General features: G+C 65.1%; 18 protein-coding genes and 1 tRNA gene. 8 read left to right on the top strand and 11 right to left on the bottom strand.

Annotated elements, in window-relative coordinates:
- Nucleotides 1-38: 38 nt before the first annotated feature.
- The 3 genes from JMY28_RS22775 to JMY28_RS22765 all read right to left on the bottom strand — a co-directional run bounded on the left by JMY28_RS22775 (nucleotide 39) and on the right by JMY28_RS22765 (nucleotide 5,312).
- Nucleotides 39-1,919: a feruloyl-CoA synthase gene (locus JMY28_RS22775; protein ID WP_201698170.1), complete on the bottom strand. Its 1,881-nt coding sequence runs from the start codon at nucleotides 1,917-1,919 to the stop codon at nucleotides 39-41.
- Nucleotides 1,920-2,088: 169 nt separating this feature from the next.
- Entirely contained in the window at nucleotides 2,089-4,911 is a 2,823-nt protein-coding gene (locus JMY28_RS22770) for a LuxR C-terminal-related transcriptional regulator (RefSeq protein WP_201698169.1), read from the bottom strand.
- A 191-nt stretch (nucleotides 4,912-5,102) separates the two neighbouring features.
- Nucleotides 5,103-5,312, bottom strand: a complete 210-nt coding sequence (locus tag JMY28_RS22765) for a DUF2889 domain-containing protein (protein WP_201698168.1) — start codon at nucleotides 5,310-5,312, stop codon at nucleotides 5,103-5,105.
- Between the two features lie 285 nt (nucleotides 5,313-5,597).
- Here JMY28_RS22765 and JMY28_RS22760 point away from each other — a divergent pair, with 285 nt between their 5' ends.
- Together JMY28_RS22760 and JMY28_RS22755 are read left to right on the top strand one after the other, a co-directional pair.
- Nucleotides 5,598-6,713: a porin gene (locus JMY28_RS22760; protein ID WP_201698167.1), complete on the top strand. Its 1,116-nt coding sequence runs from the start codon at nucleotides 5,598-5,600 to the stop codon at nucleotides 6,711-6,713.
- A 58-nt stretch (nucleotides 6,714-6,771) separates the two neighbouring features.
- Complete coding sequence (locus JMY28_RS22755) at nucleotides 6,772-7,161, top strand: BON domain-containing protein (RefSeq protein WP_201698166.1); 390 nt, start codon at nucleotides 6,772-6,774, stop codon at nucleotides 7,159-7,161.
- A 62-nt stretch (nucleotides 7,162-7,223) separates the two neighbouring features.
- Here the strand turns inward: JMY28_RS22755 and JMY28_RS22750 are convergent, their stop codons facing one another.
- The 7 genes from JMY28_RS22750 to JMY28_RS22720 form a co-directional block, all read right to left on the bottom strand.
- Nucleotides 7,224-8,654, bottom strand: coding sequence for an aldehyde dehydrogenase family protein (locus JMY28_RS22750; protein WP_201698165.1), 1,431 nt, complete (start codon nucleotides 8,652-8,654; stop codon nucleotides 7,224-7,226).
- 31 nt (nucleotides 8,655-8,685) lie between these two features.
- Entirely contained in the window at nucleotides 8,686-9,600 is a 915-nt protein-coding gene (locus JMY28_RS22745) for a TauD/TfdA dioxygenase family protein (protein ID WP_201698164.1), read from the bottom strand.
- Between the two features lie 95 nt (nucleotides 9,601-9,695).
- Nucleotides 9,696-10,997, bottom strand: coding sequence for an MFS transporter (locus JMY28_RS22740; RefSeq protein WP_201698163.1), 1,302 nt, complete (start codon nucleotides 10,995-10,997; stop codon nucleotides 9,696-9,698).
- Nucleotides 10,998-11,427: 430 nt separating this feature from the next.
- Nucleotides 11,428-11,502: transfer RNA gene (locus tag JMY28_RS22735), tRNA-Val, on the bottom strand.
- Between the two features lie 49 nt (nucleotides 11,503-11,551).
- Nucleotides 11,552-12,298 carry a DNA polymerase III subunit epsilon gene (dnaQ, locus tag JMY28_RS22730; RefSeq protein WP_201698162.1) on the bottom strand — a complete coding sequence of 249 codons (747 nt, stop codon included), beginning with the start codon at nucleotides 12,296-12,298 and terminating at the stop codon, nucleotides 11,552-11,554.
- 57 nt (nucleotides 12,299-12,355) lie between these two features.
- Nucleotides 12,356-12,805, bottom strand: a complete 450-nt coding sequence (gene rnhA / locus JMY28_RS22725) for a ribonuclease HI (RefSeq protein ID WP_201698161.1) — start codon at nucleotides 12,803-12,805, stop codon at nucleotides 12,356-12,358.
- Nucleotides 12,802-13,695, bottom strand: a complete 894-nt coding sequence (locus tag JMY28_RS22720) for a class I SAM-dependent methyltransferase (RefSeq protein WP_201698160.1) — start codon at nucleotides 13,693-13,695, stop codon at nucleotides 12,802-12,804. Before JMY28_RS22720 ends, rnhA begins: the two co-directional genes overlap by 4 nt.
- Nucleotides 13,696-13,715: 20 nt before the next feature.
- Here JMY28_RS22720 and gloB point away from each other — a divergent pair, with 20 nt between their 5' ends.
- From gloB to JMY28_RS22690, 6 genes are all read left to right on the top strand, one after another.
- Nucleotides 13,716-14,564, top strand: coding sequence for a hydroxyacylglutathione hydrolase (gloB, locus tag JMY28_RS22715; protein ID WP_201698159.1), 849 nt, complete (start codon nucleotides 13,716-13,718; stop codon nucleotides 14,562-14,564).
- 154 nt (nucleotides 14,565-14,718) lie between these two features.
- Nucleotides 14,719-16,362 (top strand): transglycosylase SLT domain-containing protein, encoded by a 1,644-nt coding sequence (locus JMY28_RS22710; RefSeq protein WP_201698158.1) that lies wholly within the window; start codon nucleotides 14,719-14,721, stop codon nucleotides 16,360-16,362.
- Nucleotides 16,363-16,939: 577 nt separating this feature from the next.
- Nucleotides 16,940-18,076: a glutamine-hydrolyzing carbamoyl-phosphate synthase small subunit gene (carA, locus tag JMY28_RS22705; RefSeq protein ID WP_201698157.1), complete on the top strand. Its 1,137-nt coding sequence runs from the start codon at nucleotides 16,940-16,942 to the stop codon at nucleotides 18,074-18,076.
- Nucleotides 18,077-18,225: 149 nt separating this feature from the next.
- Nucleotides 18,226-21,480, top strand: a complete 3,255-nt coding sequence (gene carB / locus JMY28_RS22700; protein ID WP_201698156.1) for a carbamoyl-phosphate synthase large subunit — start codon at nucleotides 18,226-18,228, stop codon at nucleotides 21,478-21,480.
- A 219-nt stretch (nucleotides 21,481-21,699) separates the two neighbouring features.
- Entirely contained in the window at nucleotides 21,700-22,176 is a 477-nt protein-coding gene (greA, locus tag JMY28_RS22695) for a transcription elongation factor GreA (RefSeq protein WP_201698155.1), read from the top strand.
- An 87-nt stretch (nucleotides 22,177-22,263) separates the two neighbouring features.
- A complete protein-coding gene (locus JMY28_RS22690) occupies nucleotides 22,264-22,722 on the top strand; it encodes a DUF4149 domain-containing protein (protein ID WP_201698248.1) in 459 nt (152 codons plus the stop codon).
- A gap of 60 nt (nucleotides 22,723-22,782) precedes the next feature.
- Here JMY28_RS22690 and JMY28_RS22685 read toward each other — a convergent pair whose 3' ends face one another.
- A complete protein-coding gene (locus tag JMY28_RS22685) occupies nucleotides 22,783-23,328 on the bottom strand; it encodes a YhbY family RNA-binding protein (RefSeq protein WP_201698154.1) in 546 nt (181 codons plus the stop codon).
- Between the last annotated feature and the right edge of the window lie 238 nt (nucleotides 23,329-23,566).

Here is a 23,566-nt window from a genome sequence, read left to right as displayed (position 1 = left end):
GGATTCGGTGAACGTAAGCAGTATGAGTCGAGGGTGGATTACCGTGCGCGTGCTACATGCGCGGCGGGTTCTGAGTGAAAGAGCGCCTCGACGAGGTGGGCCCGGCGCGCACGCGTGACGGCCTGATTGACGTAGCCCTTGTCGGCGATTTCGTTGGCGTCCATGGAAGGCGGCTCGGCCATCAACATGAGGCGCTCGACGTGAACGCTAGCGCCCTGGCCGCGCTGTCCGTGCAGGCGCTCGCTCAGCGCGGCGATGAGAACGGGGTGCCGCACGAGCGCGGCAGCGTCGAGCCCGGCGAGCTCCGGCGCGAAACGTTGACATGCGGCCACGTTTGGCCAGGCGAGGGCGGCGACGTATGCGTGATCGTGTCCGCAGATCACGGCGTCGGTGAGAAGCGGGGCGCAGCGATCGAGCAGGCCGAGCCGCATGGCGCCCGTGCGCACCCACGTGCCGTTGGCGAGCTTGAAGTCTTCGACCACCCGCCCCGCGAACAGCAGGCCTTCGGACGGATTTTCCGGATTTGCGAAGCGCACGGCGTCGCCGAGCCGGAAGAAGCCTTCTTCGTCGAACGCCGCTGCACTCAGTTCGGGATGCTTGATATAGCCGCCGAACACGTTCGCGCCGCGCATGCGGATCTCGTAGCGTGCATCTTCGCCTTCGAGCGGCACGAGCTTCACTTCCGATCCCGGCACCGGCGTGCCGATGTTGCCGACAGTATCCGTGGGCCAGCCGCAGAAGGTGCCCATGCCCGCCGTTTCCGTGCAGGCAAGGCCGCTCACGAAGGCGATGCGCTGACCGATGGTCTTCACCGCGACGCGCTGGATGCGTTCCCAGACCTCGGTGGGCAGGCTCGCGCCGCCGTAGCCGAAGAAGTGAACTTTCGAGAACAGGTTCGCCGCGAGTTCGGCGTCGTGCTCGATCTCGTTCGCGAGCACGGCCCAGGCCGACGGCACGCTCGTGAAGATCGTGGGCGCGACCTCGCGCAGGTTGCGCACGGTGCGCTCGATCATGCCGGGCACGGGGCGGCCGTCGTCGATGTAGTGAGTCGCGCCGAACTGGATCGAGCGGCCCAGGTTGAGCACGCCGCCCAGCCCGTGGTGCCAGGGCAGCCAGTCGAGGAATACGGGCTCGGTGTCGCGCAGGAAGGCGAGGTTGTCCGCGAAATAGGAGGCCACCGCCTTGAAATTGCGGTACGTGAGGTTGACGCCCTTGGGCGTGCCGGTCGAGCCCGACGTGAAAAGCACACGCGCCGTGTCTTCGGGTGCGATTGCCGCGCGCGCGGCGGCAACGGCCGCACGGCGCGGCTCGGTCAGCTCAGTCTGCGCGAGCGTCGCCCAGTCGATCTGATCTGCGCGGGGGCCGCGCACGGCGATGACCGGTGCGTCCAGATGAGCGAGCGCGGCGAGCGCGCGCTGGAAGGACGCGGCATCCTGCACGAACAGTGCGGCAGGCGGCACCAGTTCGACTACGGCCTTCAGGCGTGCGAAGTCCTGGCTGAGCATCGAGTAAGCGGGAGACACCGGCGCGATGGGAATACCCACGTATTCGGCGGCAAGCAGCACGATGGCTTGTTCGATCGAGTTGCCCGAGAGCAGCATGAGCGGGTGCGCCTGATCGAGGCCCATCTCGAGCAGCGCCGCGCCCACGCACTGGACCTGCTGCCACAGCTCGCGCCAGCTCACGCACCGCCAGGCGCCATCGCTGCCGCGTTCGCAGAAGGCGGCCGTCTCGCCACGCGTCTTTGCCCAGTCTTCGATGAAGTCCGCGAAGCTCGCTTGCGTGATGGCGGGGGGCGGATTGGCCGAGCGCAGGATCAGGCTGCCGTCATTGCGGCGCTCGACGAGGGTCTGGCGGTGAGGCATGCAGACCGGCCGGACGGCGACCGCCGGCGAATGACTGGCCGTGAGCGTACTCATTGAGCCGTGTCTCCTGAACGTTTGTGTGCGACCTGGCGGGCGCACTACGTTGAACTTGTCGGGAGGGGTACCGCTGGGCGCCACCCCTTAAAACAAGCATAGCGGGTGGGGAGGCGGGTCGTACCACCCGAACCGGGTAGCGCCTGGGCGCGAGCCCGCGCCATGCTGCTCAGGTGTCGATGCCGAGGTCGCGCACGCGCGCGACGGCCTCATCGCGGCTCGACACGCCGAGCTTGCCGTAGATGTTCTTGAGGTGCCACTTGACCGTTTCGGGCGAGATGCCGAGCGTGCGGGCGATCTTCTTGTTGGGCAGCGCCTGGGCGAGCAGGCTCACGACCTTCGTTTCGCGCTCGCTGAGGGTTTCGGCGACGTTCGGCGCCGCGCCTCGCGCAAGCGCCGTTTCGTTCGTCGTGCTTACGAGCGCAGCGGTCGATTCCTGTGCCGCGCGTAGCCGGTCGACGTAAAACGCCAGCACCGGGTCGCCGCCGTTTTCCTGCGGGTTCTGATCGGCGGACACTCCCGGCATCCCGCGCACGACCTGTTCGGCGAACGTCACGATGTCCGGGCCCGCGTCGAGCACGCTGCGCACGAGGCCGAGCCGGTGGCCAAGGCGCAGGCCCATGAGCGCGTTTTCGCGTGCCGCGTCTGCGCGCTTGCGCCGCTGGTCCACGAGAGCCGCCTGCATGCGCAGCTGGACGACGCGATGCTGCCAGCCCCGTTCGCCGCAAAGCGCGATGAGCGCCGGCAAACGCAGGGCCGCGCCCTCGAAGTCTTCGTGCGCGATGCACCAGTTCACATGGGAGCGCTGCGCGAGCGCGTGGACGTCGTACCACGCGTGCGGCCGCGTGGGGCGCAGGCGCGCCGCGATCGTGTCGAGGCGCGCGAGCTGGCCCTCCGCGTCGTCGAACTGGCCGCATTGCAGATGTTGCAGGACCTGTGCGGCGAGGCTATGCGCGAGCAGGCGCGGCAGGCCGTGCCGGCTCGCGTACTCCTCGAGCCGCTCGAGATACGCGAACGCGTCGAGCCGATGACCCTCGGCCCAATGCGCGGCCGCAAGCACCGTGAGCACGCGCACGACGGAGTCCGGTATGGACACGCGCTCGAGCACGTCGACGCGGTCTTCGAGCAGGCGTCTTGCGCCGGCGATGTCGTTGAATTCGTAGAGCGCCTCGCCGAGTTGCGCGGCCGCGAGACACGCGGGCTCCGCCGCGCTGCTGCCTCGCTCGTCCGCCTCGGCGAGGACGTCGCGGCTGATGCGCTCGACTTGCAGGAACTGGCCTTCGAGTGCGTGGCTGAAGCCGGCCATGCAGCGGCCGTTGAGCACGCCGGCCGAGGTGCCCATCAACGGCGAGCCGGCGAGCAGCGGGCGCGTCGCGTCGGTCTGGAACGCGCGCGCTTCGTCGTATTCGCCCAGGCGCATGTAGAGCCAGGAGAGCAGGTTGTTGCGCGCGCCGATCGACATGCTGGTGGCGTCCGCGGGCGCGGCGAGGATCTGCGGCAGGCGCGCCGCTACGCTGTCGGCGTCGTCGCGCTGTACGTCGACGGCGGCGCGCAGCAGCGTGAGCCGGTAGCGCGCATGCGCGTTCTCTTCGGGAATGTCGGCTTCGAGGCGCGCGAGGGTCGTGGCGCAGGCTTCGAAGTCGCGCGCATACAGTTCGAGCTGCAGGCGCCACAGGCGCAACTCCACGCGCGTCTCGATCTCGGCGTGCGGCAGCAGGTGCATGAGCGAGACGAGCTTGCGCAAATCGCCGGAAATCTGCAGGTCGCGCGCCACGGCAAGCACGAGGTCGGCGGCCGCCGCCGATTCGCCGGCGTGCAGCGCGTGGCGCACCGCTTCTTCGGGCAGGCCGTGATCGCGGAACCAGCACCAGGCCGCGTGATGCACCGCGCGCTGCAGGGCTTCGCTGCGCGTGCGCAGGCGCTCGAGCAAGGTTTCGCGAAAGAGCGGGTTGAGCCGGTACCAGGTCTCGTTGCCCACGCGTTCGATCTGCGCGATGAAGAGGTTGTCGGTCTCGAGGCGCGCGAGCAGCGCGAGGACTTCGTTCGCAGGCTGCTCGTCGCCAACGAGCGCGACGCACAACGAGGAGCACAGCCGCGCGCAAACCGACGTGCGCACGAGCAGCTCGACTTCGCTGGCGGAAAGACGCGACAGCACCGCGCCTTCGAAGTACTCGCCGAACGCACGCGCGTCGTGCAGATGCGTGCTCGCAAGCGACGCCGTGACGTCCGCCGCGCCGGCCGTCGTGCGCCGGCGCTTGAGTTGGATGGCGAAGAGCTGCAGACCCGCCACCCAGCCGTCAGTTAGCTCGTGCATTGCGCGCGCGTCGCGCTCGCTCACCTCGCCGAGTTGCGCGTGCAGATATTGCGCGGATTCGGCAAAGGTGAAGCGCAGGTCGCGCATGTTGAGTTCGAGCATCAGATCCTGGTCGCGCAGGCGGCCGAGCGACACGGGAACGTTGCCGCGCGACACCAGCACGAGGTGCAGGTTTTGCGGCGCGTAGTCGATGAGCCACTGGAGCGCGCGATGGCTGCGCGCATTGGTGACGTGATCGAGGTCGTCGATGACGAGGGCGAGGTCGCAGGAGCGGGAGGCGATGGCGCGCACGAGCGCGATCACGGTGCGCTCGACGGCTTCGTCGTCCGCGCCGCGGCCGCCGAGAATCGCGGCTTCGCGACAGATGGCCGGATCGACCTGGGCGAGGCTCGCCACGAGACCGTCGACGAAGCTCGAGAGGTCGTCGTCTTCCGGCGCGAGGGTGAGCCAGGCGAGGTCGAAGCCGAGCGGCAGGAGCGCCTCGCGCCAGGCAAGGAGCGTGGTGGTCTTGCCGCAGCCGGCAGGACCCTGGAGCACGATGCAGCGCTTGCGCCGTGCCTCGATCAACTGGCCGACCACGCGCTCGCGCGCGACGACGCGTGTTTTGCTGCGCGGCGCCATCACGCGGGACGCTGCGCCGGCAGCGACGGAAGGGGAATCGGGCCAGCGTTGCGGCATATTCGCGTGCGCTTTGCAGTCCTGGCGCCGCGATGAATGCGCACGCCCGATGACGAAACGAGGATCGGGCTATTGTAGCGCGTGCGCTTGCGCGGCCACGCGGGCGAGCGCGACCGGCGAACCGTGCTGTTTTGTCGCAGCGCAACGGGGTGCGTTACGTGCAGGCGAGAGCGGCTAGACATCGGCACGGATCAGGAGGTTCGCATCGACCGGAGCCACATGTCGTGAATCGCGCCGCGAGTTGCCACGTCCTTGAACAGGAAGGCCGAGTCACGGCCTTTCGTGTCCGTCACGCGGGCTTCGATGGCGTAGAGGTCGTCTTCGCGCGCGTACCCGGGGCAGACGATCTGGCGCACGTGCGCCACCTTGCGCGGCGCGCTTGCAGTGGCATTTTGAGACATGCGATTGCGCTCCTGAATGCGCCAGAGCAACGACAGGCGCGATATCGCGATGATGCCTGGCGCACGGCGCGGTGTCCCCACCCCGCGCGGGTGGCCAGTTTCCAGCCACCTCGCGTCATGAACCGCGAAGCACTTGCCGCTCGGGGTATTCCCGTCCCCACTCCGTTTGGGTAGTTGCCCCCCTGAATGTCCCTGCAAAACTGCGCCGCATGTGGCTCGCGGTGCCGAACGGGTTACACATTCGCCGCGCATGTTGCACGCGGCAATCATAATGAGGAGACGTGCATGCGTTTTATCAGCAAGGGAATTTGCGGAGCAACGCTGGCAGTGGTGGCGGGTAGCGCCGCGGCGCAGTCGAGCGTGACGTTGTACGGTGTGGCCGATACGTTCGTGCAATATCTGGATAACGGTGGCAATCATTCGTATTCGCTGCGAAGCGGCGGGAACACCGGGTCGATGTTTGGCCTGAAGGGTAACGAAGATCTCGGCAGCGGGTTGAAGGCCGCGTTCGATGTCGAGACCGGATACAACATCAACAACGGCGGTCTGTTCGCGGATACCACCACGCTCTTTTACCGCCAGGCGTGGGTGGGACTCACGCACGACAAATACGGCTCGCTCACGTTCGGGCGTCAGTATCAGCCGACCTTCTGGGTCGTCTATCCGACCGATCCGTTTCGCGGCAACGAAGTGCTTTCGCCGCTTTCCGCCGCCGTGCTCGCGGTCGATCGCAATACGCTCGCCAGTCAGTCTGTCACGGGCCGCACGAGCAATTCGGTCCTCTACAAATCGCCGAATCTCGCGGGCCTGCAGCTGTACGCGATGTACGCCTTCTCGGCCACCATCACCCAACCGGTGCCGCAGACTTCAGGCAACTTCCTCGATCTTGGTCTCTCGTATTCGGCCTATGGGCTCTACGCGGGCATCGCCTACCAGTATCAGCATCCCGGCACGGAGACGATCGCCGGGTTGCCCGGCCCGCTCAACTTGCTCGGCACCGAGCACTACACGGGCGCGCTTGGCTACCGCATTGGCATCGTCAACCTGCAGTTCAATTATTCGTACAACAAACCGCACGACGCGCCGGCGCACTCGTTCGCGGCCTTGCTCGGCGCGGGCAAGTCGTCGAGCGTCATGGAGTTCGGCGCGACGATTCAGGCCTCGCCGGCCGACACGGTCGAGATCGCCGGGATCGAGCGCAACGTGCGCGGCGCGCACGACAACACGCCGGGCGTGCAGATCGGATACGACCACAGTCTTTCCAAGCGCACGTCGCTTTATATGCGCGCGGGCTACCTGAAGAACAACGGCACCGCGACGATGAGCTGGCCAGGCGTTGCGGTCACGAGCGCAGATACGAAACAGGTGCTCGCGGTGCTCGGTATGACGCATCGCTTCTGACAAGGCAACGCCGCGCTTCGGCGCGGCCGCAATTCGCAATCAACGAGGAGGGACCAGGATGGATGTCATTCGCAACGGCCGCGCGCTAGCCGTGGCCACGCTTTTTGCTGCTTTTTTTGCTGCCTCTTTGCAGGCTCATGCGCAGGACAGCGGAGCGGCGTCTTCCGCGCCCGCTGCTCCCGCCGCGGCAGCTTCTTCTTCAGCCACCAGCGCAACGCCGACTTCGCAGAAGGCAGCCGACCGCTCGCTGCGCCGGCGCGTGCTGAACGCGCTCGCGAAAGCGAAGGGACTACGCGCGGGCGGCATTACCGTGCGCGCGAGCAATGGGGCGGTGAAGCTGGAGGGATGGGTGCCGGAGCAGGCGCAGATCGATCAGGCGACGCGGATCGTCCAGGGCGTGGCTGGCGTGACCACGGTGGAGAACACGCTGACGCTTTCGACGTTCTAAGGCTTCGATCCAGCATGTGCGGGAAGAGCGGGACCGTGAACGGTCCCGTTTCTCTTTAAGGCTTACATCGTCACCGACTTGCACTCCAGGAACTCGGCCAGCCCTTCGGCGCCGTACTCGCGGCCATTGCCGGAGGTCTTGTAGCCGCCGAACGGCACGGTCACATCGAGCATCGCGCCGTTGATGCGCACCGAACCTACGCGCAGTCGCGCCGCCACCTTGCGCGCACGCTGCGGATCGCTCGTCGCGATATAGCCCGCAAGCCCGTAGGGGCTGTCGTTCGCGATCCGGATGGCGTCTTCTTCATCGTCGTAGGGAATCATCGCGAGCACGGGGCCGAAGATTTCCTCGCGTGCGATCGCCATGTCGTTGTGTACGCCGGCGAAGATCGTGGGCCGCGCGTAGAAGCCGCGCGAGAGCCCGGACGGGCGGCCCGGGCCGCCCGCCGCCACGTGCGCGCCTTCTGCGATGCCCGTCTCGATCATGCGCTGCACTTTGTCGTACTGGGCGCGGTTCGAGATGGGGCCCATGCGCGTGGCCGGGTCAGCCGGATCGCCGACCGTCAACGCATTCGCGGCCGCCGCCGCGATGGTGACCGCTTCGTCGTAGCGTGCGCGCGGCACCAGCATGCGGGTGGGCGCGATGCAGGTCTGACCGGAATTCACCATGCACTGCGCGACGCCGCTCGCCACGGCGGACGCCAGATCGGCGTCGTCGAGGACGAGCAGGGCGGACTTGCCGCCTAGCTCCTGCGTGACGCGCTTGACCGTGGGCGCGGCGCCGATCGCCACTTCCACGCCCGCGCGCGTCGAACCCGTGATGGAAACCATGTCCACCTGCGGATGCGAGGCGAGCCGCGCGCCCACGGTGCGGCCCTCGCCGAACACCATGTTGAAGACGCCCGCGGGCGCACCGGCCTCGTGGAGAATCTCGGCGAAGATCATCGCATCGAGCGGCGCGATTTCCGAAGGCTTGAGCACGACCGTGCAGCCCGCGGCGAGCGCGGGGGCGACCTTGGCCGTGATCTGGTTCAGCGGCCAGTTCCATGGTGTGATGAGGGCGGCGACGCCGATCGCCTCGCGCCGCACATAGCTCTTGCCGTTCGTCGTTTCGAACGGGAAGTCGCGCAGGACATCGATGGTTGCGTGCAGGTGCGCGAGGCCAATCGGTGCCTGCAACGCATTGCACAGCGAGACCGGTGCGCCGATTTCCTGGCGCACGGCTTCGGCGATTTCGGGCAGGCGACGCTGATAGATTGCGGCGATGCGCTCGAGCAGGGCGATCCGCGTTTCGCGGCTCGTCTCCGACCACGCGGGAAAGGCGGCGCGCGCGGCGGCGATAGCGCGGTCGGCGTCCTCGTCATTGCCCATGGCGAGCGTGCCGATGCGCTCTTCGCTGGCGGGATCGACGATATCGAATGAGCGAGCGCGCGCGCCTTGCTGCGCCGGCTCGACCCACTGTCCGTCGATATAGAAGCGGTTCAATGTTTTCATGATGCATTTCCCAGGTCGCGTGAGTACGAGCTCAAGCCGGCCGATCGCCGATGATGGTCGCGCGCATCATGTGCCGCACGGCGGGGTAGTAGTCCTGAATGGCGTAGTGCTGGCACGACCGGTTGTCCCAGAAGGCGATCGTGTTCGGGCGCCACTTGAGCCGCACCTGATACTCGGGCACCTGGGCCTGCCGGAACAGCAACTGCAGCAGTTCCATTTCGGCGAGCTTGAAGTCGAAGCCCACGCGGTACTGGTCCGCGGTTTTGTGACCGTGGTTCGCCAGATGTGTGGTGAACGCCTCGTTGACATAGAGAATCTTTTCACCCGTTTCCGGGTGCGTGCGCACCACGGGATGCGTGGCAGGCGGAAAGCGCTTTCTCATTTCGGCATGCTGATCTTCTGGAATGACAATCCCGAACAACGGCAGGAAATCGTGGACGGCCGTGAGATTCGCAATGCGTGTCTTGACGTCTTCTGGCAGGCCCTCGTAGGCTGCGACCATGTTGATCCACATGGTGTCGCCGCCCACCTCGGGGCACGCCACACAGCGCAGCATCGACCCCATCGAAGGTATTTCGCGCCATGACACGTCGGAGTGGTAGAGATTCTCGCGCCCGCGCTTCGAATCGTTGCGCCCAAGAATGACGAGTTCGGGGTGATCCGGGTGATGCGGAAACGTGGGGTGGACTTCCAGTTCGCCAAAGCGGCGCGCGATGGCCACGTGCTGCGCGGGCGTGATGTCCTGGTCGCGGAAGAACAGCACCTTGTACTTGAGCAGCGCGCGGCGCAGGGCCCTGCAGGTGGCGTCGCCGAGTGGCTCGCGCAAGTCGATGCCGCCGATCTCGGCGCCGATGGTCGGTGTATGCCGCATGAGCGTGAAAGGCCAGCTTTCGGTGTCGGCTGCGCTGGCCTGAAACTCGTTAGGTTCGCTAACGGTTGCTTGCATGTGATTCTCCATTGACGATAGGTATCTGCAGTCGTCGTGCGCGGCCGTTAGCGGCTCACGCATTACGGTTCGAACTTAACGCGTGACGTATTCTTTCAGGCCGTGAGTGGCGCCGTGTCCTTGCCAGCTGCGCGCAGCGAACGTTCGGGGTGCAGCCAGCGCAGCGCCACGAGCGCGGCGGCGACCAGCAGCGTCGCCGTCACTGCGATGGCGACTTCGTAGGCGTGCGCGCCCGTCGCGGCATACGACTGGACGAGCCGGCCGACGAGAGCTGGCCCGATCGCCGCGCCGAGGCTCGCCACCGCGGTATTGATCGCGATGACCGAGCCGCGCTGGGCGAGCGGCACCATTTCGGCGAGCATGGTGGGGGCGAGCGTCAAGCAGAAAGTAGGCAGCGCGGCGGCAACGGCATAGCAGAGCACCTTTTGCATGGGCGTCAGGTCGATCGTCGCTAAAGCGAAGAAGAGGAGTGCGCCCGCGATCATGACAGCGCACATGAGCCGTACGCGGGCTTCGCGCGAGGTCGCGCCGTGCCGGAGCATGCGTTGCGAAAGCGCGCTCAGGCCGATATTGACTGGCGCCGCGAGTGCGATGACGAGTGCGAAGAGGCGTCCCGACGCGATGCTGCCGAAACCGAGTCCCTTCTCGAGATAGGTGGGCAACCACGTGATGGTCTGGCCAAGCAGCCAGTAGGCCACGAAGCCGAGCAGAAAGACCGAGAGAACGGACGCGTCCGTGAGGATTCTGCGATAGGGCAGCGGCGCGGCCACGGTGCTGGCAGCGGCCGGTTCGCGCTGCTTGCGCCGCACGACGTCGAGCGTGCCTTCGCGGCCAAAGGCCAGCCACAGCGCGCACCAGAGCGCGCCCACCACGGCTAGCACGAAGAAGTTCGTGCGCCAGCCCCAGCGCTGCGTGATCGCGGGAATCACGAGCCCGGCGAGCACCATGCCGCCGACCGCGCCCTGATTGATGACGGCCACGGGGAGACTGCGTTTGTGGTCCGGGAACCACTTGAAGAGCGAGTGGACGGAGACCGGAAACGAGGGGCCCTCCGCCGCGCCGAGAATCACGCGACAGAGCAGCAGCGCGAACGCGCTCGTGGTGAACGCCTGGGGTATCTGCAACAGCGCCCAGCTTGCGCCCATGGCGAGCAGGATCCAGCGCGTCGGGACACGATTCGAGAGGAAACCGACGAGCACGGTCGAAGTTGAGAAGAGCCAGAAAAAGCTGCCGGCGACAAAGCCGAATTGCGCCGGCGAGAGATGCATCTCGGTCATGAGCGGCACGGCGACCATGCCCAGGACGATCTTGTCGAGAAAGTTGATCGTGGAGAGTCCGGTGAGGAGGGCCGTGTTGGTCCAGGCGGACTTTGGCTGCCAGGAAGTTGAGCTGAGCATGGGCAATCTCGTTGTATCGGCTGGCGCCGGCTGATAGGGGCAACGCCAGGGCGCGACCGGACTGGCGAAGGCTTGTACGCGCAGCGGCCGGTGCTGTGGGTTGGTTCAGTACGGGGATGCCGCGAATTCGGGATGGGAGGGGGGAGCCGTGACGCCCATTGCTTTCATGATGTCTCCTTGTCCGCGCGCGCTTTCCGAATCTGATTCGCGCTTCGGCGTTGCCTGTGTCTGGCGTTACCTTAGGAGTCAGGCCACCCTGGGTGACCCCCCCAACCGGGTAGGGCAGGGAATTCCTCAGTGGGGCGCGCGAGTGGAGTGTTCAATGTCGTTTTGTCTCGCGCAAAGCGGAAGCCCAAAGCAAAAGGCCTCGTTGCTTTCGCAACGAGGCCTTTTATTCTTCGGTGTTTGTCGTTACCAACACCAGGAATTCTGGTGGGTAGTACTGGGATCGAACCAGTGACCCCTGCCGTGTGAAGGCAGTGCTCTACCGCTGAGCTAACCACCCGAAGAGATTGAGATTATGCAGGGCGTTTCCGATCTTGTAAAGCCCTTTTTTAAGCATTTTGCGCATCGGCCAAATTTGCTTCGGCGGGGGCGGGTTCGGTGCGCCAAACCGACGTCCCTTTGATTGCCTTGTCGAGACCATCGAGGACGCCGTTGTGTTCGGCGACTTCTTCGTCGCTCGCCATGATCACCGGCAGATCGATCGACTCGAGCTGCACGCGCGGCGCAGCGGCCGCACCGGGCGCGGCATGCTCGCCCAGCATGTCGATGACGAGGCTTTCCTGGCCACGCGTCATCGCGAGATAGACCTCGGCGAGCAGTTCCGAGTCGAGCAGCGCGCCGTGCAGCGTACGGTGCGCGTTGCTGATGCCGAAGCGATCGCACAGGGCGTCGAGCGAATTGCGCTTGCCGGGGAAAATCTGCTTGGCCTGCACAAGCGTGTCGATCACCTCGCCGCAATGCTCCTTGAACCCCGGCTTGCCGAGCTGCGCGAGCTCGGCGTCGAGAAAGCCGATGTCGAACGGCGCGTTGTGGATGATGATGTCCGCGTCGCGAATGAAGTCGAGGATCTCGTCCGCGACTTCGGCAAACTTTGGCTTGTCGGAGAGGAATTCGGTCGTGAGACCGTGCACGGCGAGTGCGCCCGGGTCGCTGTCACGCTCCGGGTTCACATAGAAGTGCAGGTTGTTGCCGGTGAGCCGGCGGTTCACCAGCTCGACGCAGCCGATTTCGATGATGCGGTCGCCCGTGCGGGCGTTCAGGCCGGTGGTTTCGGTATCGAGAATGATCTGGCGCATGTCTTGTAAAGCGTGAAAGCGTGGGTCAGCCGCGCGAGGCGGTCTCAGAAAGCGGTCTCAGTGTCCGGCGAGCGTGGCGACGCCGCGGTTCGCGAGCGCGTCGGCGCGCTCGTTCTCCGGGTGGCCGGCGTGACCCTTCACCCAGCGCCACTCGATCTCGTGCTGGCCGACGAGCGAGTCCAGGCGTTTCCAAAGGTCGTCGTTCTTGACCGGCGTTTTGGCGGCCGTCATCCAGTTCTTCTTCTTCCAGCCGTGAATCCACTCGCTGATGCCCTTCTGCACATACTGCGAGTCGGTGTGCACGATCACCTTGCACGGACGCTTGAGCGCTTCGAGTGCTGCGATCACGCCCATCAACTCCATACGGTTGTTGGTCGTGCCGGCCTCGCCGCCGAACAGTTCCTTTTCCTGCGCGCCGAAGCGCAGCAGTGCGCCCCAGCCACCGGGGCCCGGGTTGCCCTTGCAGGCGCCGTCGGTGAAGATTTCGACGAAGTCGGGTGTGCTCATGTGTCCTTGTTGCGTGTTGGGGAAGGGGTGGTGGCCGCAGGCTTAAGGCTCGCGGCCAGCACCGGCTTCTTGACCTTCCGTGGCCCGACGAGGCGCATGCCGCGCACGCGCTTGATCGCCGTCACCATATAGATAGCGCCGAAAATCGGCCACCAGCGGTCGCCCGCGGCTTCCATGAAGCCGTAGCGGCCGAGCCACTGATCCGTCGCGAGCGGCGGACGATAGCAGCCGAAGCGCCCGCGTTCAAGCTCGAAGCCAAGCAGCTTGATCCAGTCTTTCAGGCGTGTGAAGGCGATCAGGTCCTGGCGCGCGGGCAGGAACGGATGGCCGGTCAGCTTGCCGACCGACTGGCGCGCGCCCCACAGCGAAAGCGAGTTGAAACCGACGATCAGCAATTGCCCTTCGGGCATCAGCACGCGTTCGGCTTCGCGCAGCAGGCGGTGCGGGTCGCTCGTGAATTCGAGCGTGTGCGGCATCACGATGAGGTCGACGCTCTGCGCCTCGAACGGCAGATCGAGATAGTCGCACCATACAGTGCTGCGGCCGGCGGGCGCGTGTAGCAACGAAGTTTCGCCCGCAGCCGGGCTGCGGTCTTGCGTTGCGCCGCCCGCGCCGGGCATCGTCTGCCCCCCGTTCGGATGCGGATGCGCCGATGCACCGGGTGCGGAGTAGGGGGCGCTTGCCGCACTGGCGGCGTCGAGCACGAGGCCGCGGCACGACATGCGGTTCTCGCGCAGGGCGTCGAGTTGCGGCAAGCCGAGCTGCAGCGCATGGTAGCCGAATACGTTCGATACCACGCGGTCGAGTTGCTCCTGCTCCCAGCCGAGCACATACCTGCCAGCGGGCGAGGCGGTCCAGGCGGGCCAGTCTATAATCAATCGGTCAGACATGTCGAAGAATACGTCGCCCCATGAAGAGTCCGCTTGAGTACGCGCGTCCGAGCGATGCGTGCGCCTACGAGTACGTACCGGTTCCGGCTTTTGAAGACAATTACATCTGGGTCGTCTCGGACGGCCAGAATGCCGTTGCCGTCGATCCGGGCGACGCCGCGCCGGTTCGCGCGTACCTCGCGAAACGCGGCTGGCGGCTCGCCGCTATTTTACTCACCCATCACCACAACGACCACGTCGGCGGTGTGGCGGACCTGCTCTCCGACGCCCGCGTGCCTGCTCATTTGCCCGTGTACGGCCCAGCGGGCGAGGCGCTTGGCCCGCTCGACCCGCTCGTCACACGCGTGAAGGGTGGAGACGCCGTCCATCTGGAAGCCCCCGCGCTCGACTTTACGGTGATCGACGTGCCAGGCCACACGCGCGGCCACATCGCCTATTTCCAGGCGTCAGATGCCAACGGCACGCCGCACGTGTTCTGCGGCGACACGCTCTTTGCCTGCGGCTGCGGCCGCCTCTTCGAGGGTACGCCCGCGCAGATGCTCGACTCGCTCGACGCGCTCGCGGCGCTGCCCGGCAATACTCACGTGCACTGCGCACACGAATATACGTTGTCGAACATTCGGTTCGCGCTCGCCTGCGATCCCGAAAACGCCGATCTGCGTGAATGGAGCCGCGAGGCGGCGGCGCTGCGCGAGCGCGGCGTGCCGACGCTGCCTACGACGATCGCGCACGAGCGCGCCGTCAATCCGTTCCTGCGCGCGAGCGATGCGGCGGTGCAAGCCGCGCTCACCGAGGCGTTGCACGAATCGGTGCCGGACCGGCTGGCTGCTTTCGCGATGATGCGTGAATGGAAGAATCGGTTCCGCTGACCCACCGCGGTCAGGGGGCATGCTCAACCCAATCGTATGGAATCACGCCCAAGCTGCGGATTTCATGGATTTTTTTCCAATAATTCCGATTGACGGAAACCGACACGTTCCGTACTATCGGCTGCAAATTCCAGCCATGCGGATGTAGATTTTCATGCGATTCATAATCAGTGCGCTGCTGGTCCTCATGCTCGCCGCCTGTGCGAGTGGGGGACCGTCTGCGAGTTCTCTAGCACCAGCCAACGCCCAGGCCAACGCCGACCTCATTCGTAAGACCTCCGCTGCGAAGGAAACCATTAACGTCGATCAAGGCTCCGTCGATCAGCTCACGAGTCCCGACGCCGACCTCTGGGCGCGCATTCGTCGCGGCTTCCAGATGCCCGACCTGCAGAGCGACCTCGTCGACATGAACGCCAACTGGTACGCCCAGCGGCCCGACTACGTGGCGCGCATGACCGAGCGTTCGCAGAAGTACCTCTATCACATCGTCGAAGAGCTCGAGGCGCGCCACATGCCCACCGAGCTCGCGCTGCTGCCGTTCATCGAATCCGCGTATAACCCGCAGGCGCTGTCGGTCGCGAAGGCTGCCGGCATGTGGCAATTCGTGCCGGGCACGGGCCGCACCTATAACCTCAAGCAGAACATGTGGCAGGACGAGCGCCGCGACGTGCTGGCCTCGACCAGCGCCGCGCTCGACTACCTCTCGCGCCTGCACGACATGTTCGGCGACTGGTATCTCGCGCTTGCCGCTTACAACTGGGGCGAGGGGAACGTGCAGCGTGCGATCGCGCGCAACGAGGCGGCGGGTTTGCCCACCGACTACCAAAGCCTGCGCATGCCCAACGAAACGCGTAACTACGTGCCGAAGCTGCAGGCGGTCAAGAACATCGTGATGAACCCGCAGCAGTACGGGCTTACGCTGCCGTCCATTCCGAACCACCCGTATTTCGTCACGGTCACGACCTCGCACGACATCGACGTGGACGTCGCCGCCAAGCTCGCGAACATGACGACCGACGAGTTCCGCTCGCTCAATCCGTCGTTCAAGAAGCCTGTGATTCTCGGCGCGACCGACCCGCAGATCCTGCTGCCGTTCGACAACGCGAGCGCATTTGAGCGCAATTTGAAGGCGTATTCCGGCCAGCTTTCCTCCTGGACCGTCTACACGACAGACTCGCGCACCACACCGGCCGCGATCGCGCAGAAGATCGGCGTGGACGCCGACACGCTGATGTCGGTGAACAAGATTCCTGCAGGCATGCGCCTGAAGGCGGGCTCGACGCTCGTGGTGCCACGCACCGACGATGGCGACGACGAGGACATCAGCGCCGACGTGGCGGAAAGCGCCGTGCTGGCCATGGAGCCGGATGTGCCCGACACGCGCAAGATGCTGATCCGCGTGCGCCGCAAGCAGTCGATGGAAACGGTGGCGAGCCGCTATGGCGTCTCGCTCGGTCAGTTGAAGGCGTGGAACAAGACTCATCGCGACTACGTCGCGCCGGGCCAGGTGCTGGTGTTGCACGTGCCGGTCAACAAGGCAATGCCGAGCGAACCGGGGCCAGAACGTCTGGCAACGAACGTTTCTGGCGGTGGCGTGCAGCGAATTGGCACCCGCGTTGCAGACACCGGGTCGAAGTCGCGATACGATAAGAAGCACGGTCGCGCGCACACCGAGGTCGTGAAGGTTTCCGAACCGGTCAAGGCCAGGACGGTCAGCGCTGCGCCCAGCAAGGCGTCGAAGGGTGCGGCAAGCCGCCCGAAGGCCGAAACCCACGCGCAGAAGCACCAGACAAAATAGCGGCTGGCGAAGGGTGCTCAAACATGCGTTGCGGGGGCAGCGCATGGTATTTCGCTCCGATCACTTTTCCGTTTTTGTTGTGTTTGACGCCGTCACCCCGCCAGGTGGCGGCGTTTTCGTTGGTAGGTGCCAAAAACTGGCGACGCGATTTCGAGCGGGCGGCGCTTGCCGCCACGCCCGCGCCCGCTATAGTTGAAAGGGCCGCGCACCGGGCTGCGAGCACGCTCCCCGTCGCCAGCGTCATCCTGGAATTTGAAGGAAAGGTGACTTTCGCGCTATAATTTCAAGGTTTGAGCTTATCAACCCGCACCCTAGCGCCTACCTCTTCCCATCCGTTCATCCGCCGCCCGCGCTTCATCGTCAACTGGCCGGCTGCCGCCCGATCCTGCGTCGCAAACGCGCGCTCGTGGCCCGGCGCCACAACGGCCGACCGCACGAAGACGTCGCGTAGCGAGTGCGCCGCGCGCGCATCCTGACCTTCACGGAAAAGGATGCCGACGCCGCAGCCGCTCTCAGGTCGCAAGATCGCAACGTCGGATAACAGGTCGGCACAGGGTGCTCCCCCAAGGAGTCTCCCGTGTTGCCGTCATTCTCTCCCGCTCTGCTCGCGCTCGCCGACGGCACGGTCTTTCGTGGTTACTCGATCGGCGCGCCGGGTCATACAATCGGTGAAGTCGTGTTCAACACGGCCATCACCGGTTATCAGGAAATCCTGACCGACCCGAGCTACGCTCGCCAGATCGTCACCCTCACGTATCCGCATATCGGCAACGTCGGCGTCAATGCCGAAGACGTCGAAGCCACGAAAGTCCATGCCGCCGGTCTGATCATCCGCGACCTGCCCGCGCTCGCCTCGAATTTCCGCATGGAGCGCACGCTCGGTCAGTATCTGAAGGACGAAGGCGTGGTCGCCATCGCCGGCATCGATACGCGCAAGCTCACGCGTATCCTGCGCGACAAGGGCGCGCAGAACGGCGCGATCCTCGCTGGTTCCGACGACGAAGCGAAGGCCATCGAACTCGCGCGCTCGTTTCCGGGCCTCGCGGGCATGGACCTCGCCAAGGTCGTGTCGACCGAAAAGCCGTATCAGTGGAACACCACGGAATGGCGCCTGGGCGAAGGGTACCGCACGCAGTCGGCGCCTAAGTACAAGGTCGTGGCGTTCGACTACGGTGTGAAGCAGAACATCCTGCGCATGCTGGCCGAACGCGGCTGCGACGTCACGGTGCTGCCGGCGCAATCAACAGCTGAAGACGCATTCGCACTGAACCCGGACGGCGTGTTCCTCTCGAACGGCCCCGGCGATCCGGAACCCTGCGACTACGCGATCAAGGCGACGCAAGCCTTCATCGAGCGCGGCATCCCGACGTTCGGCATCTGCCTCGGTCACCAGATCATGGGTCTCGCCGTGGGCGCGAAGACTCTGAAGATGAAGACGGGCCACCACGGCGCGAACCACCCGGTCAAGGATCTTGCCGACGGCCGCGTTGTCATCACGTCGCAGAACCACGGCTTCGCGGTGGACGCCGCCACGCTGCCCGCGAACGCGCGCGTCACGCACGTGTCGCTGTTCGACGGCACGCTGCAAGGGTTTGAGTTGACCGACAAGCCCGCGTTCTGCTTCCAGGGGCACCCGGAAGCATCGCCGGGCCCGCAGGACATCGGCTATCTGTTCGACCGCTTCACGGCGCTGATGGACAAGGCAAAGGCGTAAGCGCCGCGCAGAGTTGAAGCGAAAGAGCAGAGCAGGGTGCGCAGCGAGCCGGTTTGACGTAGTTTGCAGACACGGCCCACGCGCGCACCCGGGCGGCAAGAAGTCAGCCGCCAGACGCAAAAGACACAGGAATATTTAGCGAGAGCGTTATGCCCAAGCGGACAGACATCAAGAGCATTCTCATCATCGGCGCGGGTCCGATCATCATCGGCCAGGCGTGCGAGTTCGACTATTCGGGCGCGCAGGCATGCAAGGCGCTGCGTGAAGAAGGCTACAAGGTCATCCTCGTCAACAGCAATCCGGCGACGATCATGACCGACCCGAACACGGCCGACGTCACCTACATCGAGCCGATCACGTGGGAAGTGGTGGAGCGCATCATCGAGAAGGAGCGCCCCGACGCGATCCTGCCGACGATGGGCGGCCAGACCGCGCTGAACTGCGCGCTCGACCTGCATCACCATGGCGTGCTGAAGAAGTACAACGTCGAGTTGATCGGCGCTTCGCCGGAAGCCATCGACAAGGCCGAAGACCGCCAGAAGTTCAAGGACGCGATGACCAAGATCGGTCTGGGTTCGGCGAAGTCGGGCGTCGCGCACTCGATGGAAGAGGCGCTCAAGGTGCAAGGCGAAATCGCCGAAGCCACCGGCAGTGGCGGCTACCCGGTCGTGATCCGTCCGTCGTTCACGCTCGGCGGCTCGGGCGGCGGCATCGCGTACAACCGCGAAGAATTCGAAGAGATCTGCAAGCGCGGTCTCGATCTGTCGCCTACGCGCGAACTGCTGATCGAAGAATCGCTGCTCGGCTGGAAGGAATACGAGATGGAAGTGGTCCGCGACAAGGCGGACAACTGCATCATCGTCTGCTCGATCGAAAACCTCGACCCGATGGGCATCCACACCGGCGACTCGATCACGGTCGCGCCGGCGCAGACGCTCACGGACAAGGAATATCAGATCCTGCGCGACGCCTCGCTGGCTGTGCTGCGCGAGATTGGCGTGGACACGGGCGGCTCGAACGTCCAGTTCTCGATCGACCCGCGCACGGGCCGCATGATCGTGATCGAAATGAACCCGCGCGTCTCGCGTTCGTCGGCGCTCGCCTCGAAGGCTACGGGTTTCCCGATCGCCAAGGTCGCGGCGAAGCTGGCAGTGGGCTACACGCTCGATGAGTTGAAGAACGAAATCACGGGCGGTCAGACGCCGGCATCGTTTGAGCCGACCATCGACTACGTCGTGACGAAGATTCCGCGTTTCGCGTTCGAGAAGTTCCGCGAAGCCGACCCGCGCCTCACCACGCAGATGAAGTCGGTGGGCGAAGTGATGGCCATCGGCCGCACGTTCCAGGAGTCGTTCCAGAAGGCGCTGCGCGGTCTTGAAGTCGGCGTCGACGGTCTGGACGAAAAGACCACGAGCCGCGACGAGATCATCCGCGAGATCGGCGAAGCTGGCCCGGACCGCATCTGGTTCGTGGGCGACGCGTTCCGCGTGGGCATGACGCGCGAAGAGATCTTCGAAGAAACCGCGATCGACCCTTGGTTCCTCGCGCAGATCGAAGAGATCGTCAAGAAGGAAGAGGCCGCCCGTGGCCGCACGCTCGCGAGCCTCACGAAGGACGAGCTGCGTTACCTCAAGCAAAGCGGTTTCTCGGATCGTCGTCTCGCGAAGCTGCTCGGCAGCAACGCGACCGACGTGCGCCGCCGCCGTATCGAGCTGAACGTGCGCCCGGTGTACAAGCGCGTGGACACCTGCGCGGCCGAGTTCGCCACCAAGACCGCCTACATGTACTCGACCTACGAGGAAGAGTGCGAGGCCAACCCGACAAACAACAAGAAGATCATGGTGCTGGGCGGCGGCCCGAACCGGATCGGTCAGGGTATCGAGTTCGACTACTGCTGCGTGCACGCCGCGCTCGCCATGCGCGAAGACGGCTACGAAACGATCATGGTCAACTGCAACCCGGAAACGGTGTCGACCGACTACGACACGTCCGACCGCCTGTACTTCGAGCCGCTCACGCTCGAAGACGTGCTCGAAGTCGTGGACCTCGAAAAGCCGGTTGGCGTGATCGTGCAGTACGGCGGGCAGACGCCGCTGAAGCTCGCGCTCGATCTCGAGGCGAACGGCGTGCCCATCGTCGGCACGTCGCCTGACATGATCGACGCAGCCGAAGACCGCGAGCGTTTCCAGAAGCTGCTGCAGGACCTGAACCTGCGTCAGCCGCCGAACCGCACCGCGCGCGCCGAAGACGAAGCGCTCAAGCTCGCCGACGAAATCGGTTACCCGCTCGTCGTGCGTCCGTCGTACGTGCTGGGCGGCCGCGCGATGGAAATCGTCCACGAGCCGCGCGACCTCGAGCGCTATATGCGCGAGGCCGTGAAGGTGTCGAACGATTCGCCGGTGCTGCTCGACCGCTTCCTGAACGACGCGATCGAATGCGACGTGGACTGCATCTCCGATGGTACCGACGTGTTCATCGGCGGTGTGATGGAGCACATCGAACAGGCTGGCGTGCATTCGGGCGATTCGGCTTGCTCGCTGCCGCCGTATTCGCTGTCGCAGGAAACGGTTGACGAGCTCAAGCGTCAAACCGCCGCGATGGCCAAGGCGCTGAACGTGATCGGCCTGATGAACGTGCAGTTCGCGATCCAGCAAGTCCCGCAGGATGACGGTTCGAAGAAGGACATCATCTACGTGCTGGAAGTGAATCCGCGCGCCTCGCGTACGGTGCCGTATGTCTCGAAGGCGACCAGCCTGCCGCTCGCGAAGATCGCGGCGCGTGCGATGGTCGGACAGAAGCTGGTGGATCAGGGCGTGACGAAGGAAGTTGTGCCGCCGTACTTCAGCGTGAAGGAAGCGGTGTTCCCGTTCGTCAAGTTCCCGACCGTCGACCCGGTGCTCGGACCGGAAATGCGTTCCACGGGCGAAGTGATGGGCGTGGGCAAGACTTTCGGCGAGGCGCTCTTCAAGTCGCAACTCGCAGCGGGCTCGCGCCTGCCGGAGTCGGGTACCGTCTTCATCACCGTGATGGACGCTGACAAACCCAAGGCCGTGGAAGTCGCGCGCATGCTGCACGACCTTGGCTACGGACTCGTCGCCACGCGTGGCACGGCTGCCGCGATCGAGGCGGCCGGCGTGCCGGTGAAGGTTGTGAACAAGGTGAAGGACGGCCGTCCGCACATCGTCGACATGATCAAGAACGGCGAGATTTCGCTCGTCTTCACGACCGTCGACGAAACCCGCTCGGCGATCGCCGATTCGCGTTCGATTCGCATGAGCGCGCAGGCCAACAAGGTCACCTATTACACGACGATGTCGGGCGCACGCGCGGCCGTCGAGGGGCTGCGCTACCTGAAGAACCTGGAAGTCTATGATTTACAAGGCCTCCATGCTCGCCTAAACTAAGGCTTCAATTGTCTGTCTAACACTCAACGAGGCAGGCTAAAAAAGCTGAATGTGCCGCGGTTAAGCGGCGTCCTAACAGGGTTTTCAGGCTGCGCCGGACCGCGCGGCCGCCCTCGCAGGATGCACTTAACCGCGGAATTTTTTTTATGGCCGCAACGTGCGCGAGCAGCGCGCGTGCCGCGGCCTCATTGAGGGCCTAACCGGCCATACGAGTTGTTTATGAGCACGATTCCCTTGACCAAGCGCGGCGCAGACCAACTTCGCGGAGAGCTGCAGCGCCTGAAATCCGTCGAGCGTCCGGCGGTCATCAATTCGATCGCGGAAGCGCGCGCGCAAGGCGATTTGTCGGAAAACGCGGAATACGACGCCGCAAAGGAAAAGCAGGGCTTCATTGAAGGCCGCATTGCCGAGATCGAGTCGAAGCTGGCGGCTGCGCAGATCATCGACCCGGCTACGCTCGAAGCGGACGGCCGCGTGGTGTTCGGCTCGACCGTGGATCTCGAAGACCTCGATTCGGGCAAGACGGTGACCTACCAGATCGTCGGTGACGACGAAGCCGACCTCGAGCACGGCCTGATCTCGGTCAGTTCGCCCATCGCGCGCGCGCTGATCGGCAAGTCCGAAGGCGACGTCGCCGCAGTGCAGGCCCCGAGCGGCGTGCGCGAGTACGAGGTCATCGAGGTTCGCTACGTCTGAGGGCACATCGACGTGAGTACCGCAAGTCAGGCGGGTTACGCCGCTCCCGTTTCGCTCGTTCCACACCGGATCTTCGGGCTGTTGGCCATGTTGTGGGTCGGTAGCCAGCTGACCATCGGCTATGCGGTCGCGCCCGTTTTGTTCGCGTCCCTCGAAAGGGTGGTGGCCGGCGGGCTTGCCGCGCAGCTCTTTCGTCTTGAAGGCATGATCGGCGTGGTGTGTGGCGTGCTGCTGCTCGGGCTGTCAAACGTGCTCGCGCGCCGCGGCGCGCCGGGCTATCGCCGGTTGCGGTGGATTCTGGCTGCCATGCTGCTATGTGTGCTGATCGGCTATTTCGCGCTGCAGCCGTTCATGAACGCGTTGCGCGTTCAGGCCATGAGCGCGGGCATGGATGTGGCCAGTTCGCCGTATGCGAGCCGCTTTGGCTTGCTGCACGGCGTGTCGAGCCTGTTCTACCTCGTGCAGAGCCTGCTGGGTGCGTGGCTCGTCTGGCTGCTGCCTTCGGCGCGTGGCACGCTGCCGCAGCGTCTCGGAGCCACCGCGTAGTAAGTGAGCGCCCCAGCCGCTGGCGCAGACAAAAAAGCGCGGCTCGAAGGCCGCGCTTTTTTACTTCGAACCCTGGTGGGGGCGCTTGGAGCTGGTTTGGCGCTTCTTGGCGCGCTTGATGTTGCCGCCTTGCGTGACGCGTTCGTTACCCTTGACCGTCACTTTTTGCGACTTCGGCTTGCGCATGGGGTTGTCGCTGGCCTTGACGACCTTGACGGTGCGCGGAGCGGCGCCACGCTTGCCCGCTTCTCGAACGCTCGGTACGTCGGCCGACGGGCGCGACACAGTGCCGCGGGCGCCGGCGCGCGCGGTCGTGGCGTTCGCCTTGGCTTCCTCAGGCTTGTAGATGACGAGCAGCTTGCCGATGTGCTGGATCGGGGCGGCGCTCAGGCGGTCGCAGATCTCTTCGTAGACCGCGAGACGCTCTTCGCGCTCGTCACCGAACACGCGCACCTTGATGAGTTGGTGCGCGGCGAGGTGAACCTTGATTTCCTTGAGCACGGCGTCGGTCAGTCCCTCGGCGCCGATGAGTACGACCGGTTTGAGCGCGTGAGCCTGGGAGCGCAGCTCGGAGCGCTGTTCGGCGGAAAGAGTGAGGGCGGGCATGGGATGTGGCAGACTCGACTAAAATGACGGCGCCGCGCGAGTCGACAGGCATGAATTCACAACCTGGGCAGACGTGAGTGCGATCCGCGAGTAGCGGGCCGCCAGCGGGCAAAGCGCGTCGGAACAACGGAAAACCGTGGGGAACGGCAGGGCGCGGGCAAAAACGCCGGCGGAGAAAAGAACATCCGGCCAAGCGGGCCGCGACGGCCGCACGAATAAAACGCGTATTATCCGCTAA

It is taken from the genome of Paraburkholderia hiiakae, assembly GCF_904848665.1.
GTDB lineage: Bacteria > Pseudomonadota > Gammaproteobacteria > Burkholderiales > Burkholderiaceae > Paraburkholderia > Paraburkholderia hiiakae.
This window is presented reverse-complemented; position numbering and strand designations above follow the sequence as displayed.

Coding starts and splice junctions, on each gene's coding strand:
- JMY28_RS22745 (WP_201698164.1), bottom strand. CDS start 9,600: ATGCAAGCAACCGTTAGCGAACCTAACGAGTTTCAGGCCAGCGCAGCC.
- carB (WP_201698156.1), top strand. CDS start 18,226: ATGCCCAAGCGGACAGACATCAAGAGCATTCTCATCATCGGCGCGGGT.
- JMY28_RS22740 (WP_201698163.1), bottom strand. CDS start 10,997: ATGCTCAGCTCAACTTCCTGGCAGCCAAAGTCCGCCTGGACCAACACG.
- JMY28_RS22685 (WP_201698154.1), bottom strand. CDS start 23,328: ATGCCCGCCCTCACTCTTTCCGCCGAACAGCGCTCCGAGCTGCGCTCC.
- JMY28_RS22760 (WP_201698167.1), top strand. CDS start 5,598: ATGCGTTTTATCAGCAAGGGAATTTGCGGAGCAACGCTGGCAGTGGTG.
- dnaQ (WP_201698162.1), bottom strand. CDS start 12,298: ATGCGCCAGATCATTCTCGATACCGAAACCACCGGCCTGAACGCCCGC.
- JMY28_RS22770 (WP_201698169.1), bottom strand. CDS start 4,911: ATGCCGCAACGCTGGCCCGATTCCCCTTCCGTCGCTGCCGGCGCAGCG.
- gloB (WP_201698159.1), top strand. CDS start 13,716: ATGAAGAGTCCGCTTGAGTACGCGCGTCCGAGCGATGCGTGCGCCTAC.
- JMY28_RS22710 (WP_201698158.1), top strand. CDS start 14,719: ATGCGATTCATAATCAGTGCGCTGCTGGTCCTCATGCTCGCCGCCTGT.
- JMY28_RS22775 (WP_201698170.1), bottom strand. CDS start 1,919: ATGAGTACGCTCACGGCCAGTCATTCGCCGGCGGTCGCCGTCCGGCCG.
- rnhA (WP_201698161.1), bottom strand. CDS start 12,805: ATGAGCACACCCGACTTCGTCGAAATCTTCACCGACGGCGCCTGCAAG.
- JMY28_RS22755 (WP_201698166.1), top strand. CDS start 6,772: ATGGATGTCATTCGCAACGGCCGCGCGCTAGCCGTGGCCACGCTTTTT.
- JMY28_RS22690 (WP_201698248.1), top strand. CDS start 22,264: ATGTTGTGGGTCGGTAGCCAGCTGACCATCGGCTATGCGGTCGCGCCC.
- greA (WP_201698155.1), top strand. CDS start 21,700: ATGAGCACGATTCCCTTGACCAAGCGCGGCGCAGACCAACTTCGCGGA.
- JMY28_RS22720 (WP_201698160.1), bottom strand. CDS start 13,695: ATGTCTGACCGATTGATTATAGACTGGCCCGCCTGGACCGCCTCGCCC.
- JMY28_RS22765 (WP_201698168.1), bottom strand. CDS start 5,312: ATGTCTCAAAATGCCACTGCAAGCGCGCCGCGCAAGGTGGCGCACGTG.
- JMY28_RS22750 (WP_201698165.1), bottom strand. CDS start 8,654: ATGAAAACATTGAACCGCTTCTATATCGACGGACAGTGGGTCGAGCCG.